The 17883-nt window shown below is 70.9% G+C and carries 18 protein-coding genes; 7 read left to right on the forward strand and 11 right to left on the reverse strand.

Annotated elements, in window-relative coordinates; all coding sequences use genetic code 11:
- Nucleotides 1–46: 46 nt before the first annotated feature.
- Nucleotides 47–895, reverse strand: a complete 849-nt coding sequence (locus TNCT6_RS39835; RefSeq protein ID WP_172632893.1) for a hypothetical protein — start codon at nt 893–895, stop codon at nt 47–49.
- A 203-nt stretch (nt 896–1098) separates the two neighbouring features.
- Here TNCT6_RS39835 and TNCT6_RS13285 point away from each other — a divergent pair, with 203 nt between their 5' ends.
- From TNCT6_RS13285 to cseC, 5 genes are all read left to right on the forward strand, one after another.
- The gene (locus tag TNCT6_RS13285; protein ID WP_141359568.1) at nt 1099–2085 is read left to right on the forward strand and encodes an A/G-specific adenine glycosylase; all 987 of its coding nucleotides are present in this window, start codon (nt 1099–1101) and stop codon (nt 2083–2085) included.
- 390 nt (nt 2086–2475) lie between these two features.
- Nucleotides 2476–3015 carry a SigE family RNA polymerase sigma factor gene (locus tag TNCT6_RS13290; protein ID WP_100568556.1) on the forward strand — a complete coding sequence of 180 codons (540 nt, stop codon included), beginning with the start codon at nt 2476–2478 and terminating at the stop codon, nt 3013–3015.
- Nucleotides 3003–3668, forward strand: a complete 666-nt coding sequence (locus TNCT6_RS13295) for a hypothetical protein (protein ID WP_141359569.1) — start codon at nt 3003–3005, stop codon at nt 3666–3668. The genes TNCT6_RS13290 and TNCT6_RS13295 overlap by 13 nt, the downstream gene beginning before the upstream one ends.
- A gap of 210 nt (nt 3669–3878) precedes the next feature.
- Nucleotides 3879–4580, forward strand: a complete 702-nt coding sequence (cseB, locus tag TNCT6_RS13300) for a two-component system response regulator CseB (protein WP_141359570.1) — start codon at nt 3879–3881, stop codon at nt 4578–4580.
- Between the two features lie 11 nt (nt 4581–4591).
- Nucleotides 4592–5941 carry a two-component system sensor histidine kinase CseC gene (gene cseC, locus TNCT6_RS13305; RefSeq protein ID WP_141359571.1) on the forward strand — a complete coding sequence of 450 codons (1350 nt, stop codon included), beginning with the start codon at nt 4592–4594 and terminating at the stop codon, nt 5939–5941.
- Between the two features lie 274 nt (nt 5942–6215).
- Here cseC and TNCT6_RS13310 read toward each other — a convergent pair whose 3' ends face one another.
- Nucleotides 6216–7808 carry an MDR family MFS transporter gene (locus tag TNCT6_RS13310; protein WP_141359572.1) on the reverse strand — a complete coding sequence of 531 codons (1593 nt, stop codon included), beginning with the start codon at nt 7806–7808 and terminating at the stop codon, nt 6216–6218.
- 150 nt (nt 7809–7958) lie between these two features.
- Between TNCT6_RS13310 and TNCT6_RS13315 the strand changes: the two genes are divergently transcribed.
- Nucleotides 7959–8555, forward strand: a complete 597-nt coding sequence (locus TNCT6_RS13315; protein ID WP_141359573.1) for a TetR/AcrR family transcriptional regulator — start codon at nt 7959–7961, stop codon at nt 8553–8555.
- A gap of 58 nt (nt 8556–8613) precedes the next feature.
- Here the strand turns inward: TNCT6_RS13315 and TNCT6_RS13320 are convergent, their stop codons facing one another.
- Complete coding sequence (locus TNCT6_RS13320; RefSeq protein WP_141359574.1) at nt 8614–9192, reverse strand: M23 family metallopeptidase; 579 nt, start codon at nt 9190–9192, stop codon at nt 8614–8616.
- Nucleotides 9193–9628: 436 nt separating this feature from the next.
- Entirely contained in the window at nt 9629–12154 is a 2526-nt protein-coding gene (locus TNCT6_RS13325) for an ATP-dependent Clp protease ATP-binding subunit (protein WP_141359575.1), read from the reverse strand.
- A gap of 452 nt (nt 12155–12606) precedes the next feature.
- On the opposite strand from TNCT6_RS13325, the gene TNCT6_RS13335 reads away from it, so the two are divergent.
- The gene (locus TNCT6_RS13335; RefSeq protein WP_141359576.1) at nt 12607–13293 is read left to right on the forward strand and encodes an SCO3374 family protein; all 687 of its coding nucleotides are present in this window, start codon (nt 12607–12609) and stop codon (nt 13291–13293) included.
- Here TNCT6_RS13335 and TNCT6_RS13340 read toward each other — a convergent pair.
- From TNCT6_RS13340 to nadC, 7 genes are all read right to left on the reverse strand, one after another.
- Nucleotides 13272–13607 carry an Lsr2 family protein gene (locus TNCT6_RS13340; protein ID WP_141359577.1) on the reverse strand — a complete coding sequence of 112 codons (336 nt, stop codon included), beginning with the start codon at nt 13605–13607 and terminating at the stop codon, nt 13272–13274. The genes TNCT6_RS13335 and TNCT6_RS13340 overlap by 22 nt on opposite strands.
- A 217-nt stretch (nt 13608–13824) precedes the next feature.
- Nucleotides 13825–14358: an amino-acid N-acetyltransferase gene (locus TNCT6_RS13345; protein WP_141359578.1), complete on the reverse strand. Its 534-nt coding sequence runs from the start codon at nt 14356–14358 to the stop codon at nt 13825–13827.
- Between the two features lie 9 nt (nt 14359–14367).
- Nucleotides 14368–14832 (reverse strand): BlaI/MecI/CopY family transcriptional regulator, encoded by a 465-nt coding sequence (locus TNCT6_RS13350; protein WP_253266097.1) that lies wholly within the window; start codon nt 14830–14832, stop codon nt 14368–14370.
- Between the two features lie 162 nt (nt 14833–14994).
- A complete protein-coding gene (locus tag TNCT6_RS13355; RefSeq protein WP_141359580.1) occupies nt 14995–15183 on the reverse strand; it encodes a hypothetical protein in 189 nt (62 codons plus the stop codon).
- A 54-nt stretch (nt 15184–15237) separates the two neighbouring features.
- Nucleotides 15238–16023 (reverse strand): hypothetical protein, encoded by a 786-nt coding sequence (locus tag TNCT6_RS13360; RefSeq protein WP_141359581.1) that lies wholly within the window; start codon nt 16021–16023, stop codon nt 15238–15240.
- 76 nt (nt 16024–16099) lie between these two features.
- The gene (locus TNCT6_RS13365; RefSeq protein WP_141359582.1) at nt 16100–16897 is read right to left on the reverse strand and encodes a type III pantothenate kinase; all 798 of its coding nucleotides are present in this window, start codon (nt 16895–16897) and stop codon (nt 16100–16102) included.
- A gap of 5 nt (nt 16898–16902) precedes the next feature.
- Nucleotides 16903–17880 (reverse strand): carboxylating nicotinate-nucleotide diphosphorylase, encoded by a 978-nt coding sequence (gene nadC, locus TNCT6_RS13370; RefSeq protein WP_141359583.1) that lies wholly within the window; start codon nt 17878–17880, stop codon nt 16903–16905.
- Nucleotides 17881–17883 lie beyond the last annotated feature (3 nt).

The raw sequence follows: 17883 nt of genomic DNA on the forward strand, positions 1-17883 counted from the left end.
TCCTGGCTCTCTTCGGTCACCCTCGGCCCGCTCGGCCCCGGTCCGCTCAGTCCTCCGACAGGACGAACGACGTCCGCTGCTTCGCGTACCCCGGCGCCTTCGCCTCGACCAGGTAGGTGCCCGCCCCGGCCGACCCGGCCGGCGGTGTCGCGCACTGCGGGGCGCTCGGCTTGCGGTCCCAGCGGACGGTGTAGGTGATGGCGCTGCCCGCCGGCACCCGGTACAGCCGGCTCCCGGCCGTCGTGGGGCAGTCGGCCGAGGACCAGTAGGCGGAGCTGCTCTCGGCCTGGCTGATCGTCACCACCGCGGACTTCGGCCCGAGATCGACCTTGCAGTCGCTGCCGGAGGAGTTCGCGGCGGTCAGCTCGAACACCGGCGTCTGGCCGGGCCCGTAGGAGTTGCGCACGCTGCGCAGCGTCAACTTCACCGCGTTCGCGGTGCAGTTGGGCAACGTGCTGCCGGCCGGCAGCACCGCGCCCGGACCACCGCCGCCCTTGGCACCCTCGTCCCCGCCGCCGGCGGACCCGCCGGAACCGGAACCGGCGCCGTCTCCGCTCCCCCCGGCGCCGTCGCCGTCGGAACCGGCGGTGTCACCGGTGCCCCCGGTCCCGGACCCCGATCCACCCGAGTCACCGCCGCCGGACTCTTCCCGGCCGCCGGGATGTTGGCTGATCGCGGGACCGGAACCGGAGGGACCCGGCGTGATGGTCGAGGCCGAGGGCGCCGGATGCTTGCCGTCCGGCCCCTCGCCGTTGGTCTTGCGGCCCCCGCCCCCCAGGGGGACGATCCAGACGATCAGCAGCGCCAGCAGGGCGACCACGGACAGCATGACGAGCCGCCGTCGCCAGTAGATGGAGGCGGGAAGCGGACCGACCGGATTGCGCAGAGATCCCACGGCCCAAACTGTACGAGAGATCGTCGGCTTCCCCGGCCCCACCCGCCGCGCCGGCGACAACTTTTCCGGATCATCATCACGGCAACGCCCATATTCACGGGCCGCTTTGGCCTCGCCGTGATCACCCGGGCACGGTTCGTGACGACACCGGCCCGCGCCGGGTCACACGGCCGTCCACCCCCACGTGGCAGGATCGGAAGGCCATGACTGCGCCCACACTGCCCCCGCACAGCAGCCCCGACACCCCGGCCAACGCCACCGGTGCCCGGACGGGCACCGGCACGCCCGCCGGCGCCGAGGCCTCCGGCACCTCCCTCGGCCCGACTCTGCACACCCAGGTCATCACCTGGTTCGACGACCACGCCCGCGACCTGCCCTGGCGACGCTCCGACGCCGGCGCCTGGGGCGTGATGGTCAGCGAGTTCATGCTCCAGCAGACGCCGGTGAGCCGTGTGCTGCCGGTCTACGAGCAGTGGCTCGACCGCTGGCCCCGGCCCGCCGACCTCGCCAAGGAGGCGCCGGGCGAGGCCGTCCGCGCCTGGGGCCGGCTCGGCTACCCGCGCCGCGCCCTGCGCCTGCACGGCGCCGCGGTCGCCATAACGGAACGGCACGGCGGCGACGTGCCGACCGAGCACGCGCAACTGCTCGCCCTGCCGGGCATCGGCGAGTACACGGCCGCGGCGGTCGCTTCCTTCGCCTACGGACAGCGACACGCCGTCCTGGACACCAACGTCCGCCGGGTGCTGGCCCGCGCGGTCACCGGTGTGCAGTACCCGCCGAACGCCACGACCGCCGCCGAGCGGCGTCTGGCACGCGCCCTGCTGCCCGAGGACGAGGGGACCGCAGCCCGTTGGGCGGCCGCCTCCATGGAGCTCGGCGCGCTGGTGTGCACGGCGAAGAACGAGTCGTGCCCACGCTGCCCGATCGCCGCGCACTGCGCCTGGCGGCTCGCGGGCAAGCCCGCGCACGACGGGCCGCCGCGCCGCGGGCAGACGTACGCCGGCACGGACCGGCAGGTCCGCGGCAAGCTGCTCGCCGTGCTCCGCGAGGCCCACGCGCCCGTCCCGCAGCCGGTGCTCGACCGGGTCTGGCACGAGCCGGTCCAGCGGGCCCGCGCCCTGGACGGTCTCGTCGCGGACGGCCTGGTGGAGCCGCTGCCGGGCGGACTGTACCGACTGCCGCTGACCTGACCTTCCGTCACCCGACCTCTGAAACCCGGCACCTGACACCCCACATCCGACCCCGGACACCTGATTCGAAGTCACCCCACAGGCCCGCCACGCCTTCAGGGCGCGTCGCGGCTGTTCGTGTCACACACCCGCACACCCTTCGACCCCTCAAATCACCCTCAAAGGGGACCAATCGGGACACCGCTTTACCCCGTTCCTACTTCCGTTACACAACCGACGCACAGCCGAGGGCTGGCCGCAGGCTGCTTCGGACAGCGCCGTGACAACGCCTCCGTACCTTCATTTGCGTGCCTGACAGGCACCGGACGGCTGCCGACCACAGCCCGTCCGCTCACGGCTTGGAGACCGGCGGCAGGCGGGTCGGGAAACGGGGATCGGAGGCGGTCGTACATGGCGCAGGGAGAGGTGCTCGAGTTCGAGGAGTACGTGCGTACCCGGCAGGACGCGCTGCTGCGCAGTGCGCGCCGGCTGGTACCGGACCCGGTCGAAGCCCAGGACCTGCTCCAGACGGCACTCGCGCGGACCTACGGACGCTGGGAGGGCATCGCCGACAAGCGGCTCGCGGACGCCTATCTGCGCCGCGTGATGATCAACACGCGGACCGAGTGGTGGCGGGCCCGGAAGCTGGAGGAGGTTCCCACCGAGCAGCTCCCGGACGCCCGCGTCGAGGACTCCACCGAGCAGCACGCCGACCGCGCGCTCCTCATGGACATCCTGAAAGTGCTCGCTCCCAAACAGCGCAGTGTCGTGGTGCTGCGACACTGGGAGCAGATGTCCACGGAGGAGACGGCCGCCGCCCTCGGCATGTCGGCGGGTACGGTCAAGAGCACGCTGCACCGGGCGCTCGCCCGGCTCCGCGAGGAGCTGGAGGCGCGCGATCTGGACGCACGCGCGCTGGAGCGTGAGGAGCGGGAGCGTTGCGCGGCCTGACCGGCAGGGGTACAGGCTCGGGGGCCAGGCGCGCCCGGGACACCTTCCAGGCGGCGATCACGGCGACGGCCGTGCTCGCCGCCCTCGCCCTTTCCGCGTCCGCCTGCGGCACCGGGGGGACCGGCGCGCGCGACGAGGGACCGGCCCGCGCCGGCTCGGTGGCGGGCACCGTCCCGGCCCCCTCCCCCGACCCCACCGGCCGGGCCCAGCAGGTGGACGCGGTCCGGCTGATCAAGGACGACCCGCAGGTCTCGGCCGCGGTCAAGCGCGGCCTCAAGCCGTGTGTGGCCGACGACTACCCCGTCGACGTGTCGTACGGCGACCTGACCTCGGGATCGGCCGAGGACATCGTCGTCAACGTGCTGACCTGCGGAGACGCGGTGGGTGTGGGTGCCTATGTGTACCGCGAGCAGGGGGGCCGGTACGAGAACGTCTTCACGGCCGAGGAGCCCCCGGTCTACGCCGAGATCGACCGCGGCGACCTCGTGGTGACCAAGCAGGTGTACGCGCGGGGGGACCCGGTGTCGAGTCCGTCCGGCGAGGACGTGATCACGTACCGCTGGTCGGCCGGCCGGTTCACCAAGGAGTTCAGCACGCGCAACGAGTACAGCAAGGCCGCCGGGGGCATCGCGACGCCGGTTCCCGGCCACTGACGGCAGCGTGGGGGAGCCCGGGCGGCGGCCGCGCGACAATGGCGAGGGCGTGAGGCGGCCGGGGCCGCCCGTCCGGTCTCCCGGTGAACCGGTCACGGATGGACGCGTCCGGCCGCGGACGTGCCCGCACGGTGGGCCAGGAGCGCACGAACACCAGAGCGCACGACCAGAGCGCCCGACGAGAAGCACACGAGGACTGAGAGCACCCGGATGGCAGAACAGACCCACGTCCTGTTCGTCGAGGACGACGACGTCATCCGCGAGGCCACACAGCTCGCCCTGGAGCGGGTCGGCTTCGCGGTCACGGCGATGCCCGACGGGCTGTCCGGTTTGGAGGCGTTCCGGGCCAGGCGGCCCGACATCGCGCTGCTGGACGTCATGGTTCCCGGCCTCGACGGGGTCAGCCTGTGCCGCCGCATCCGCGACGAGTCGACCGTTCCGGTGATCATGCTCTCCGCGCGGGCGGACTCCATCGACGTGGTGCTGGGTCTTGAGGCGGGCGCCGACGACTACGTGACCAAGCCGTTCGACGGCGCCGTCCTGGTCGCCCGCATCCGCGCGGTGCTGCGCCGCTTCGGGCACGCCGGCGGCGTCCGGGCCGACGCGGACCCGGCCGCGGTGGACGGCGGGGTCCTGAGCTTCGGCGACCTGGAGATCGACACCGAGGGGATGGAGGTGCGCCGGGCCGGGCAGCCGGTGGCGCTCACGCCCACGGAGATGCGGCTGCTGCTCGAGTTCTCCTCGGCTCCGGGCACGGTGCTCTCCCGGGACAAGCTCCTGGAGCGGGTGTGGGACTACGGCTGGGGCGGCGACACCCGCGTGGTCGACGTCCATGTGCAGCGGCTGCGTACGAAGATCGGCCAGGACCGCATCGAGACGGTGCGCGGCTTCGGCTACAAGCTGAAGGCCTGAGCGGGGCGGTCATGCCCGGGATCACACGGCGCCTGCTCCCCGAGCGCCTGGAACGCGCGGACATCCGCACGGGGCTGAGGTGGAAGCTCAGCGCGGCCATCGCGCTGGTCGGCGCGCTGGTGGCGGTCGCGCTCAGTCTGGTCGTGCACAACGCCGCACGGGTGTCGATGATGGACAACGCGCGCGACCTGGCGGACGAGCGGGTCCAGATCGCCCAGCGCAACTTCGAACTGTCGGGGCGGCCGAACTTCCCCGGCATCAGGATCGACGACCCGGCACTGCCCTCCGAGCTGCGGGAGAAGGTCGAGCAGGGGCGGCGTGCGACATACGTCACCGACCGCGCCGGCAAGCTGCCCGACATCTGGGCGGCCGTACCGGTCAAGGACGGCCACGTGCTGTCCCTGCACACGCACTTCACCGACCGCAGCACGAACATCCTCAACGACCTCGACCAGGCCCTGGTCATCGGCTCCATCACGGTCGTCCTCGGCGGAAGCGCGCTGGGCGTGCTCATAGGGGGTCAGCTCTCGCGGCGGCTGCGCAAGGCGGCGACCGCGGCCAATCAGGTCGCCAAGGGTGAGACGGACGTACGGGTCCGGGACGCCATCGGAGGTGTCGTACGCGACGAGACCGACGACCTCGCGCGGGCGGTGGACGCGATGGCGGACGCGCTCCAGCAGCGGCTGGAGGCGGAGCGCCGGGTCACGGCGGACATCGCGCACGAGCTGCGCACCCCGGTGACCGGGCTGCTGACCGCGGCCGAGCTGCTGCCGCCCGGCCGGCCGACGGAACTGGTCCTGGACCGCGCGAAAGCCATGCGCACGCTGGTGGAGGACGTGCTGGAGGTGGCCCGGCTCGACGGCGCCTCGGAGCGGGCCGAACTCCAGGACATCGTGCTGGGCGAGTTCGTCGCCCGGCGGGTGGCGGCCAAGGACCCGGACGTCGAGGTTCGTGTGGTGCACGAGTCCGAGGTCACCACCGACCCGCGGCGGCTGGAGCGGGTGCTGTTCAACCTGCTCGCCAACGCCGCCCGGCACGGCAAGCCGCCGATCGAGGTGACCGTCGAGGGCCGGGTCATCCGGGTGCGCGACCACGGCCCCGGATTCCCCGAGGACCTGCTCGCCGAGGGCCCGAGCCGGTTCCGCACCGGCAGCAGGGACCGCGCCGGGCACGGCCACGGCCTCGGCCTGACCATCGCCGCGGGGCAGGCCCGCGTCCTCGGCGCCCGTCTGACCTTCCGCAACGTCCGTCCCGCGGGCGCCCCTGACCACATCCCGGCCGAGGGCGCCGTCGCCGTCCTGTGGCTGCCCGAACACGCCCCGACGAACACGGGCAGCCATCCCCTGCTTCCGGGGCAGTGACGCCCGGCGGTCGACGCACGAGGGCCGTCCCCGGGCACTTGCCTCCGGGCCCCGGGGACGCGCGGTCCCCGGCCACCGCGGTGCCGACCGGGACGCTGCGGGGCCGGCCACCGGGCGCCGGCCGGGCGTGGCGGACGGGGCCGCCCCCGCCGTGATCCTGCGGCAGAGGAGGGCGGACGGCCGCGGGCCGGGGCGGACATGCCGGGGGCCCGTGGAAATCCGCTTCCGGCGGACTTCCACGGGCCCCTCGGTCACCCACGTTCGGCTCGGGCGGTCAGACGGCCTCCGCCACGTCCTGACGTGCCTGCGCCTCGCCCGCGTCGGCGCGGTCCCCCGTGGCCGGTCCCGCTCCCCTCAGCGGGACCTCCTTGACGAACACCGCCGCGACGAGCGCGACCACCGCCACCACGGCGCCCAGCAGGAACGCCGAGTGCGTGCCGGCGGACACCGCGTGCTGGTAGGCCTCGCGGGCCTGGGCCGGCAGCTTGGCGAGGCTCGCCGCGTCCAGCTGCGCGGACTGCTCGGTGATCCCGCGGCCCAGGGCGCCGGCCCGCTCGGCCATCTCGTGCTGGACGCGGTTGTTGAACAGCGCGCCCATGATCGCGACACCGAAGGAGGAGCCGAGCGTACGGAAGAGGGTGGTGGACGAGGAGGCCACGCCCATGTCCCTCAGCTCCACGCTGTTCTGCGCGACCAGCATGGTGATCTGCATCAGGCAGCCCATGCCCGCCCCCAGGACGGCCATGTAGAGGCCGGAGGTGAGGCGGGTGGTGCCGGTGTCCATGAGGGACAGCAGGTACAGCCCGGCGATCATCAGAACGCTGCCGACGATGGGGAAGACCTTGTACCGGCCGCTGTTGGTGGTGACCCGGCCCGCGATCAGCGACACGACCATCATCGCGGCCAGCATCGGCAGGAGCAGCAGACCGGAGTTGGTCGCGGAGGCGCCCTGCACCGACTGCTGGTACAGCGGCAGGAACAGCACCGCGCCGAACATCACGAAGCCGGTGATGAAGCCGATCAGCGACATCAGGCTGAAGTTCAGGCTGCGGAAGATGTGCAGCGGCACGATCGGCTCGGCGGCCTTGGTCTGCCAGAGCACGAACCCGACGAGCGCGACGACGCCGATCGCCATGAGCTCCATGATCCGCGCGGAGGTCCAGGCGTACTCCGTACCGCCCCAGGTGGTGACGAGCACGATGGAGCTGATGCCCACGGTCAGCAGCACGGCACCCAGGTAGTCGATCCGCGCCTGGGAGCGCTTCTTCGGCAGGTGCAGTACGGCGCTGATCGCGACGAGTGCCACCGCGCCGAGGGGGAGGTTGATGTAGAAGGACCAGCGCCAGCCCCAGTTGTCGGTGATCGTGCCGCCGACCAGGGGGCCGCCGATCATCGCGAGCGCCATGACGCCGGCCATCATGCCCTGGTACTTGCCGCGCTCCCGCGGCGGGATCAGGTCGCCGATGATGGCCATCACACCGACCATCAGACCGCCCGCGCCGAGGCCCTGGACGGCGCGGAAGCCGATCAGCTCGCCCATGTTCTGGGCCATGCCGCTCAGCGCGGACCCGAGCAGGAAGATGACGATCGAGGTCATGAAGGCGCCCTTGCGCCCGTACATGTCGCCGAGCTTGCCCCACAGCGGGGTGGCCGCCGCGGTGGCCAGGGTGTAGGCGGTGACCACCCAGGAAAGGTGCTGAAGGCCGCCGAGCTCACCAACGATCGTCGGCATCGCGGTGCCCACGATCATGTTGTCGAGCATCGCGAGCATCATCGCGATCATGAGGGCGAGCAGGACGACCCGCACGCTCCTGGGTTGTTTGCCGGCCTGAGCCGTCTCCGGCCCGGCTTTCGCGCTGTCCGCCATCCGTCCTACTCCCCCAGTCGATTGGGACTTACTTGCCGCCCGGCAAGTTGACTACACTCTGGAAAGTAGACCTCCAGCTAGCCGGTCGTCAAGTAAGTTTTGCCGACCAGCCGGCAGGCAAGGTGTCCAGGGAGCTCGAGGAGTACGAGGATGGACGTCACGATGGACGGCACCAGGCAGCAGCGCCGCGGAAACACCCGCCAGCGCATCCAGGACGTGGCGCTCGAACTCTTCGCCGAGCAAGGCTACGAGAAGACCTCCCTGCGCGAGATCGCCGAGCGCCTCGACGTCACCAAGGCGGCCCTGTACTACCACTTCAAGACGAAGGAAGAGATCCTCGTCAGCCTGTTCGAAAGCCTCACGCGTCCGATGGAGGAGCTGATCGAGTGGGGGCGGCGGCAGCCGCACACACTGGAGACCAAGCAGGAGATCGTCCGCCGTTACGACCAGGCGCTCGCCGACGCGGCGCCGCTGTTCCGCTTCATGCAGGAGAACCAGGCGACCGTGCGGGAGCTGCGCATCGGGGACGCCTTCAAGGACCGGATGCGCGGCCTGCGGGACATCATCATCGACCCGGGCGCGAACCTGGCCGACCAGGTCCGCTGCGTCAGCGCCATCTTCACGCTGCACGCCGGGATGTTCGTCATGCAGGACATCGAAGGCGACCCCGAGGAGCGGCGCAAGGCCGTGCTCGAGGTCGCCATCGACCTGGTGACTCAGGCACACCGGGGCGCGCGGGAGTCCTGACGCGTCCGCCGCCCGCCGTTGGTCGGCAGGGCGGCGGTGCGGTGCGCTGTTCGGCCGGTCAGACGGCCACGCCCTGCGAGCGCAGGAAGGCGAGCGGGTTGAGCGCGGAGCCGTAGTTCGGGGTGGTACGGATCTCGAAGTGCAGGTGCGGGCCGGTGGAGTTGCCGGTGTTGCCGGACAGGGCTATGTGCTGGCCGGTGGCGACGGCCTGGCCGATCCTCACGTCGACGCGCGAGAGGTGGGCGTACTGGGAGTACGTGCCGTTGGCGTGCTTGATGACGACGGCGTTGCCGTAGGCGGGGCCGTCACCGGCGCCGTTGGGACCGGCCTTGACGACGGTGCCGGCGTTCGCTGCGACGACCTTGGTGCCGGTCGGCACGGCGAAGTCCTGGCCGCTGTGCTTGTGTGCCCAGTGACCGCCGGCCTGGTTGAAGCCGGCGCTGAGCGCGAACTGCTTCACCGGCGCCGTCCAGGCGGCAGCCTGCGCGACGGCGGCGTGGGGGGCCGCCGTGGTCCCGGCGGCGGACGCTACTCCCGCACCCATGGCGACGGAGACCCCCAGACCGGCGGCCAGGACGGCGGCGCGGGTACGGAGCTTGGTCGTACGGGCGGAACGGGACGTGGCGCGCTGGAACATCGAAACCTCTGGGGGTGGGGGACATGAGGACCACCCGGACGCATGTGCCTTCGCCGGGCGGGCCATCCCTTGGTAACCCCGCCGGTCACCGCCGCTCAAACACCCCCACTACGACGGAACGTAGTAAGAGGGGGCAGTGTCGTACGCCTCTTGACGTCTCCCCCATTCTGGACAAATGCCCTGCAGAGGACCCGTTTCGTACCATTTCACTGTCTTAAATGTCCGCTTTTTCAGCCCCTGTCCCCCACTAAGCACCGTAGTACGGGTCGGAGCGCTTGTGTGCCATGTCACCGGTGAGCGGGGGTGGGCCCTCTTTCCCTGTGACCGAGGCCATGTGGCCCCCGTCTCACGGGCGGCCCCCTCGGCCGCTGGCACACGGGCACGCGAAAGGGGCCGGTGCCCGAAGGCGCCGGCCCCTCTCGGTTGCCGCTGAGGCTTACGCCTCCTTGCTCAGGTTCGGCCCGGGCCCTCCGGCCGCCTGCTCGATCGGCGGAACGTCCGGCAGCGCGGACTTCTCCTCGCCGCGGAAGGTGAAGGTCTGGGACTCGCCCTCGCCCTCGGTGTCCACGACCACGATGTGACCGGGGCGCAGCTCACCGAAGAGGATCTTCTCCGACAGCGTGTCCTCGATCTCGCGCTGGATGGTCCGGCGCAGCGGCCGGGCGCCCAGAACGGGGTCGTAGCCCTTCTTGGACAGCAGCTCCTTGGCCGACTGGGAGAGCTCGATGCCCATGTCCCGGTCCTTCAGCCGCTCGTCCACCTTGCCGATCATCAGGTCGACGATCCGCAGGATGTCGTTCGGAGTCAGCTGCGGGAAGACCACCACGTCGTCGACGCGGTTGAGGAACTCGGGCCGGAAGTGCTGCTTGAGCTCGTCCGACACCTTGTTCTTCATGCGCTCGTAGTTGGTCTTCGTGTCGCCCGAGGCCGCGAAGCCCAGGTTGAAGCCCTTGGAGATGTCCCGGGTGCCGAGGTTGGTCGTCATGATGATGACCGTGTTCTTGAAGTCCACGACCCGGCCCTGGGAGTCGGTCAGGCGACCGTCCTCCAGGATCTGCAGCAGCGAGTTGAAGATGTCCGGGTGGGCCTTCTCGACCTCGTCGAACAGGACGACCGAGAACGGCTTGCGGCGCACCTTCTCGGTGAGCTGGCCGCCCTCCTCGTAGCCCACGTAGCCGGGGGGCGAACCGAAGAGGCGGGAGACCGTGTGCTTCTCGCTGAACTCCGACATGTCGAGGGAGATCAGCGCGTCCTCGTCGCCGAAGAGGAACTCGGCGAGCGCCTTGGACAGCTCGGTCTTACCGACACCGGACGGGCCGGCGAAGATGAACGAGCCACCCGGACGCTTGGGGTCCTTCAGACCCGCACGCGTACGGCGGATCGCCTTGGAGAGCGCCTTGACGGCGTCCACCTGGCCGATGACCCGCTTGTGGAGCTCGTCCTCCATGCGGAGCAGGCGGCTGGACTCCTCCTCGGTCAGCTTGAAGACCGGGATGCCGGTGGCCGTGGCGAGGACCTCGGCGATCAGCTCGCCGTCGACCTCGGCGACGACGTCCATGTCGCCGGCCTTCCACTCCTTCTCCCGCTTGGCCTTGGCGGCCAGGAGCTGCTTCTCCTTGTCGCGCAGGGAGGCGGCCTTCTCGAAGTCCTGCGAGTCGATCGCGGACTCCTTGTCCCGGCGGACCGCGGCGATCTTCTCGTCGAACTCGCGCAGGTCCGGCGGCGCGGTCATCCGGCGGATGCGCATCCGGGAGCCGGCCTCGTCGATCAGGTCGATCGCCTTGTCCGGCAGGAAGCGGTCCGAGATGTACCGGTCGGCCAGGGTGGCGGCCTGGACCAGCGCCTCGTCGGTGATGGAAACGCGGTGGTGCGCCTCGTACCGGTCGCGCAGACCCTTGAGGATCTCGATCGTGTGCGGCAGGGACGGCTCGGCGACCTGGATGGGCTGGAAGCGGCGCTCCAGGGCCGCGTCCTTCTCCAGGTGCTTGCGGTACTCGTCCAGGGTGGTGGCACCGATGGTCTGCAGCTCACCGCGGGCCAGCATCGGCTTGAGGATGCTCGCCGCGTCGATGGCGCCCTCGGCGGCACCCGCACCGACCAGCGTGTGCAGCTCGTCGATGAACAGGATGATGTCGCCGCGGGTGCGGATCTCCTTGAGCACCTTCTTCAGGCGCTCCTCGAAGTCACCGCGGTAGCGGGAGCCGGCGACCAGGGCACCGAGGTCGAGGGTGTAGAGGTGCTTGTCCTTGAGGGTCTCGGGCACCTCGCCCTTGACGATGGCCTGGGCGAGGCCCTCGACGACGGCGGTCTTGCCGACGCCGGGCTCACCGATCAGCACCGGGTTGTTCTTGGTACGGCGGGACAGCACCTGCATGACCCGCTCGATCTCCTTCTCGCGCCCGATGACCGGGTCGAGCTTGGACTCGCGAGCGGCCTGCGTGAGGTTCCGGCCGAACTGGTCGAGGACCAGGGACGTCGAGGGGGTGCCCTCGGCAGGGCCGCCGGCGGTGGCGGTCTCCTTGCCCTGGTAACCGGAGAGCAGCTGGATCACCTGCTGCCGCACCCGGTTGAGGTCTGCGCCCAGCTTGACCAGGACCTGGGCGGCGACGCCCTCGCCCTCACGGATCAGGCCGAGCAGGATGTGCTCCGTGCCGATGTAGTTGTGGCCCAGCTGAAGGGCCTCCCGGAGCGACAGCTCCAGGACCTTCTTGGCACGGGGAGTGAAGGGGATGTGGCCGGAGGGCGCCTGCTGGCCCTGGCCGATGATCTCCTCCACCTGCTGGCGGACCGCCTCGAGCGAAATCCCGAGGCTCTCAAGGGCCTTGGCGGCGACACCCTCACCCTCGTGGATCAGGCCCAGGAGGATGTGCTCAGTGCCGATGTAGTTGTGGTTGAGCATCCGGGCTTCTTCCTGAGCCAGGACGACAACCCGCCGCGCGCGGTCGGTGAACCTCTCGAACATCGTTAATCGCTCCTCAGAGCGGTCAGGCAGTGGGGGGAACTTCCCCTCCCTGTCCTTCCGCAGCTTAGTCCCGCAAGCGGGGACCGCTCATTCCAACTGCCGACACCGGACCGAGAACCAACACTGCCTCCTGACCCCGAACGCCGACATCTGCTCCAACCCGATGGTGCGAGACGATGTTCCCGCAGGCCAGGCAGTTACCCCAGTCGCCAGTACGCCGATGGCGAACGTGAGACTCCGCTGCCCGGGTGCCGCCTGCGTGTCGCCCCCTCCCACTAGGCATCTCTTACCCGTACCGACTGACCATGCATGCCGCGTGACCGGGTTCCCTCAGCTATGGGCGAACAACCTTGCGCCCTTTCCCGCCCCCGCGCGCCCCTCTCGCCCGCGACATTTCGCACACACGCTGATACCGAGCGTAACTCCAGCGCGTTTCGGATGGTTTCTCAGGCATGGTCGGCAGCCCTTCCACGGTCCCCGTTCCGGTTCCGTCTCCCCGTCGGCCGCCGGTCCCCGGCGACGGGGGGCGGCAGTCGCGGCACCGGCTGTGCCGGCGCCACTGGTACGAGAACGAACTGGGCTGGGCCACGGTGCCCGGAGCACCGGTACGACTCGTGGTGGGCCGCCACTTCGACGTCCTGGACGTGCCCGCCGAGGCCGGGCGTGCGGCGCTGCGCCATCTGGGGCCCGGCTCTCCGGTGGCCTTGCGGGGGGACCGGATGCGGCTGCTGATGGCGGCGGGCAGCGCGGAGGAGCTGCCGGGGCTGCTGGAGTGGCTGGAGTGGGGCCCGTCGGCGCTGGGCCTGGACCTGGTGGCCCTGGGCGCGGGCGCGCTGATGGACGCGCCGCCGCCTCCGGGCGCCGGTCCGCTCGGGCCGCGGCCGGTCAGCCCCGGCCGCTCCGGTTCACAGGGGGCCGCCGTGTGGCTGCGGCCCCCCGGGTCCGCGTGCGAGGTCGAGGCCTCGCTGCCGACACTGTCGGCCGTGGGGGCCGGTGGGGGCACCCCCGATCTCGTACGTCTGGTGGACACGGTGGCGACACACGTCCACCGGATCCGGCTGCGGCGCGCGTGCGCCCAGCCGTTCCCGTTCCACGAGGGCCCGGCACAGGCCCCTGATCAGCCGTTGGCCTTCTCGTAGGCCTCGCGAATGGACGCGGGGACCCGGCCGCGGTCGTTGACCTCGTAGCCGTTCTCCTTCGCCCAGGCGCGGATCTGCGCGGTGTCCTGGCTGCCGCCGGAAGCGGCACGCGCCTTTCCACGTCCGCCCGAAGCGCGGCCCCCGGTGCGCCGGCCGCTCTTGAGGTACGGCTCGAGAAGGCCACGGAGCTTGTCCGCATTGGCGGTGGTGAGATCGATCTCGTACGTCTTGCCGTCCAGCGCGAACGTCACGGTCTCGTCCGCCTCGCCGCCGTCGAGGTCGTCGACAAGAAGGACCTGAACCTTCTGTGCCACCGGATTTCCTTTCATCGATAACGTGAGGACCGGGGATGGTCGGTGTCCGCCGATTCGCCGTCCCCTGTTATATGCAGTGCAGCAGTACGTCGGAAAGCAAACCGCTTTTGCGGGAAAAACACAAACCCCTGGGAGAGACCAGGCACTCACCCCGTCCGGAAACATGCGCGTTTCGGACATAGGGAACGCGGGCATGCCCGGCCGGCCGGAATGTGGATCACAGATGCAGAAGCATCCGGCTGTTGCCCAGGGTGTTCGGTTTCACTCGTTCGAGACCCAGGAACTCCGCGACGCCCTCGTCATAGGAACGCAGCAGCTCCGCGTAGACATCGGCGTCGACGGGCGTCTCGCCGATCTCCACGAAGCCGTGCTTGGTGAAGAAGTCCACTTCGAAGGTCAGGCAGAATACGCGGCGAACACCGAGCCGGCGTGCCGTCTCGAGCAACTTCTCCAGCAGCCGATGTCCGACCCCGGCGCCCTTGAGACCGGGCTTCACCGCGAGAGTGCGCACTTCCGCCAGGTCTTCCCACATCACGTGCAGTGCGCCGCAGCCGACGACCTCGGCGTTGTCGTCCCGTTCGGCGACCCAGAACTCCTGGATGTCCTCGTAAAGCGTCACCGTGGCTTTGTCGAGCAGGATGCGCCCGCGAACGTAGGCGTCCAGCAGTCGGCGCACTGCGGGGACATCGCCGGTCCGGGCCCGTCGGACGGTGATGGATTTTGCGGTCTCTTCGGGGCGTTCTACGGACATGAGCGGACGCTATCGCCCGCGGCCGTCCCGTGCCGAGCCGGGGTTCTCGTCACGGGTTTCCGGAGCTGGGACGGTATCCGGGGCTTGGGTGCTATCCGGGACTTCACCGGCGACTTCGGGTGCACCGGTTCCCCGGATGGCGCCTTCGGCGGTGCCTTCGACGATGCGCACGGCATCCCGCAGGGCCTGCCGCTGTTCGTCGCTCATCATCCCGAAGAAGGCCACGAGAGCGGCGGCGGCGTTGTCGCTCTGGGACCAGGCGTCGTTCATCAGTGCGGCGGCGTAGGCGGCGCGGGTGGAGACGGCCTCATATCGATAGGCCCGGCCCTCGGCTTCGCGGCGCACCCAGCCCTTGTGATGGAGATTGTCCAAAACGGTCATCACCGTGGTGTACGCGATGGACCTCTCGCGCTGAAGGTCTTCCAGGACCTCTCGAACGGTCACCGGGCGGTTCCACTTCCACACCCGCGTCATGACCGCGTCTTCGAGTTCTCCCAGGGGCCGAGGCACAACTCAGCACCCTAGTGGGAGAACCCGTCAATGGCGTGCCGAACATACGCCTTCGGTGTCAAACACGAACAAAAAGGGCGTACGACCCCGTGGTGAGGTGTCCTCACACGGGGGCCGTACGCCGCTTCAGGCGTCGGTGGGCGCGCCGGCTCCGGAGGTCTGGGAGCCGCTCCGTGCGCGCGCGAGGGCGGCGTCCACGGCCGCGTCCTCCTTGGCCTTGGCGGCCCCGCCCTGGGTCTTCACGATCACCCTGACCAGAGCGATGAAGAACGCGGCCATGACGACCGGGGGAACGAGTGCGGAGACGTAGTCCATGGATCCAGAGTAGTCACGGCGGCGGGACAAACAGGGGCGGGGTGGTCCGGAGCGTCACACCGCCGCGAGACACTGCTGCGGCTTCCCGGAGGGCGGGCCCGGCTTCCGCCGTGGGAAGACCTCGCCCGGCGTGGGCACGGGCCGCCGAACGGGCTTCGGCGCGGGCGCCGTCCCGGGCTGCGCGGGGGCGGGCCGCTCCCCCGGCTTCGCAGCGGGCTTCTGGGCGGGCTTCTCGTCCCCGCCGTCCTCCTGCTGCGCCCCCCGGCCGCCCGGCGGACCGCCCATGAGCGCCTGAAGCACGCCGAGGGAGGCCGTGACGGCCGACGGGGCTCCTTGACCGGTGCGGAGTGGGCCGGCCGGATGGACCGGGGCGGCGGCCCGGGCGGCCGGGGCCGGCGGTTCGGCGGGGGCCGGGTGGGCGGCCGGGACCGGGTGCGCGGAGGCCGACTCGCTAGGGGGCGCCACGGGCGGGGTGAGCGTCCGGCAGCGGCGCAGGAGGGTCGCGGCGGCCGGGGCGCCGCGCAGGGCACCCAGGGCGGCCAGGTCGTCGGCCGTGGGCCGGTGGCCCGCGTCCAGGCAGTCGGCGAGGAGCACGAGGTAGCCGGCGGCCGCGCCGGGGAGGGCGGCGCGGTACCGGGCGAGATCGGCCACCAGGAACGCGCGCAGCCGGACACCCTCGTGCATCGCCTCGTCGAGTGACTCGGCGAGCCGGCGGCACTCCTGCACGTCTTCGGCACTGGCGGGACGGGGCTGAAGGGCGAGGGCGAGGGCGCGGCGGAGCACAGGCAGCTCCTCCGCGCCGAACGCCATGCCGCCGCGGGTTCCGTATGGCGTAGGCATAGGCCGACGATACGCGCTAATCAGACAAATTCGACATAAGGCGCGGGTGTGGCGTGCGAAGGTGTCGCCGCCCCGCTCAGAGGCGCGAGACGTTCCGCTCGTAGACCAGTCGCAGCCCGATGAGGGTCAGCCACGGCTCGTGCTCGTCGATCAGCGAGGACTCGCCGAGCACCATCGGCGCCAGCCCGCCCGTCGCGATCACCGTCACGTCGTCCGGTTCGTCGGCCAGCTCCCGGGCCATCCGGCTGACCACGCCGTCGACCTGCCCGGCGAACCCGTAGATGATCCCGGCCTGCATCGCCTCGACCGTGTTCTTGCCGATCACGCTGCGCGGGCGGGCCACCTCGATCTTCCGCAGCTGCGCCGCCCTGACGCCCAGCGCCTCGACGGAGATCTCGATGCCGGGCGCGATGACCCCGCCGACGTACTCCCCGCGCGCGCTGATCGCGTCGAAGGTCGTCGCCGTACCGAAGTCGACGACGATCGCCGGGCCGCCGTACAGCTCGTTCGCCGCCACCGCGTTGATGATGCGGTCGGCGCCGACCTCCTTGGGGTTGTCGAACAGGATCGGCACGCCCGTCTTGACGCCGGGTTCGACGAGCACGGCGGGTACGTCGCCGTAGTGGCGCCGCGTCACCTCGCGCAGTTCCTGGAGCACCGACGGGACGGTCGCGCAGATCGCGATGCCGTCGATGCCCTCGCCCAGTTCGTCGCCGAGCAGCGGGTGCATGCCCATCAGGCCCTGAAGCAGCACCGCCAGCTCGTCGGCCGTGCGGCGCGCGTCGGTGGAGATGCGCCAGTGTTCGACGATGTCCTCCCCGTCGAACAGGCCCAGCACGGTGTGCGTGTTGCCGACGTCGATCGTCAGAAGCATGGCCGTCACTCCGCCTCGCGCAGGTCCAGGCCGATGTCCAGGATCGGCGAGGAGTGGGTCAGGGCCCCGACGGCCAGGAAGTCGACGCCCGTCTCGGCATACGCCCCGGCGTTCCCCAGGGTCAGCCGGCCCGACGCCTCCAGCAGTGCCCGGCCGTCGACGATGGCCACGGCCTCCTCGCACTCGCCGGGCGTGAAGTTGTCCAGCAGGATCAGATCGGCGCCGGCGTCCACGACCTCGCGCAGCTGGTGCAGGGTGTCGACCTCGACCTCGATCGGCACGTCCGGGAAGGCCTCCCGTACGGCCTTGAAGGCCTGCCCCACGCCGCCGGCCGCCACCACGTGGTTGTCCTTGACCAGGGCCGCGTCCGACAGCGACATGCGGTGGTTCACGCCGCCGCCACACCGGACGGCGAACTTCTCCAGCGACCTGAGGCCCGGCGTGGTCTTGCGGGTGTCGCGCACGCGCGCCTTGGTGCCCTCCAGGGCGTCCGCCCAGGCGCGCGTGGCGGTCGCGATGCCGGACAGGCGGCACAGCAGGTTGAGCGCGCTGCGCTCGCCGGTCAGCAGGTCACGCGTGCGCGTGGTGACCGACAGCAGCTTCTGCCCGGCCTCGACGCGGTCGCCGTCCTCGACGTGCCGCTCGACCTCGAACTCGTCCGTGCAGACCACCGAGAGCACCGCCTCGGCGACCCTGAGGCCGGCCACCACGCCCGCTTCGCGCGCGGTGAAGTCGCCCGTGGCCACGGCGTCCTCGGGGATGGTCGCGACCGTCGTCACGTCCACGCCGTTGTCGAGGTCCTCCTGGATGGCGACGTTCGCGATGTCCTCGACCTCGAGGGGGTCGAGTCCGGCGTCCGCCAGGAGCTGGGCGAGCGCGGGGTCGAGCCCGCACTCCAGGTACTCCTCGTCGGCGTCCGCGCCGCAGGCACAGCCGTCGCCGCAGCCGCCGCTCGGGGCGAGGGGAAGGTCTTCGCTGCTCACTTG

This window comes from Streptomyces sp. 6-11-2, assembly GCF_006540305.1.
In the GTDB taxonomy this organism is placed as follows: domain Bacteria; phylum Actinomycetota; class Actinomycetes; order Streptomycetales; family Streptomycetaceae; genus Streptomyces.

Bases quoted from the DNA above. Each gene is read 5' to 3' on its own strand.
- cseC (WP_141359571.1), top strand. From the start codon at position 4,592: ATGCCCGGGATCACACGGCGCCTGCTCCCCGAGCGCCTGGAACGCGCG.
- TNCT6_RS13320 (WP_141359574.1), bottom strand. From the start codon at position 9,192: ATGTTCCAGCGCGCCACGTCCCGTTCCGCCCGTACGACCAAGCTCCGT.
- TNCT6_RS13285 (WP_141359568.1), top strand. From the start codon at position 1,099: ATGACTGCGCCCACACTGCCCCCGCACAGCAGCCCCGACACCCCGGCC.
- TNCT6_RS13345 (WP_141359578.1), bottom strand. From the start codon at position 14,358: ATGTCCGTAGAACGCCCCGAAGAGACCGCAAAATCCATCACCGTCCGA.
- TNCT6_RS13290 (WP_100568556.1), top strand. From the start codon at position 2,476: ATGGCGCAGGGAGAGGTGCTCGAGTTCGAGGAGTACGTGCGTACCCGG.
- TNCT6_RS13365 (WP_141359582.1), bottom strand. From the start codon at position 16,897: ATGCTTCTGACGATCGACGTCGGCAACACGCACACCGTGCTGGGCCTG.
- cseB (WP_141359570.1), top strand. From the start codon at position 3,879: ATGGCAGAACAGACCCACGTCCTGTTCGTCGAGGACGACGACGTCATC.
- TNCT6_RS13325 (WP_141359575.1), bottom strand. From the start codon at position 12,154: ATGTTCGAGAGGTTCACCGACCGCGCGCGGCGGGTTGTCGTCCTGGCT.
- TNCT6_RS13335 (WP_141359576.1), top strand. From the start codon at position 12,607: ATGGTCGGCAGCCCTTCCACGGTCCCCGTTCCGGTTCCGTCTCCCCGT.
- TNCT6_RS13355 (WP_141359580.1), bottom strand. From the start codon at position 15,183: ATGGACTACGTCTCCGCACTCGTTCCCCCGGTCGTCATGGCCGCGTTC.
- TNCT6_RS13310 (WP_141359572.1), bottom strand. From the start codon at position 7,808: ATGGCGGACAGCGCGAAAGCCGGGCCGGAGACGGCTCAGGCCGGCAAA.
- TNCT6_RS13350 (WP_253266097.1), bottom strand. From the start codon at position 14,832: ATGACGCGGGTGTGGAAGTGGAACCGCCCGGTGACCGTTCGAGAGGTC.
- TNCT6_RS13315 (WP_141359573.1), top strand. From the start codon at position 7,959: ATGGACGTCACGATGGACGGCACCAGGCAGCAGCGCCGCGGAAACACC.
- TNCT6_RS13360 (WP_141359581.1), bottom strand. From the start codon at position 16,023: ATGCCTACGCCATACGGAACCCGCGGCGGCATGGCGTTCGGCGCGGAG.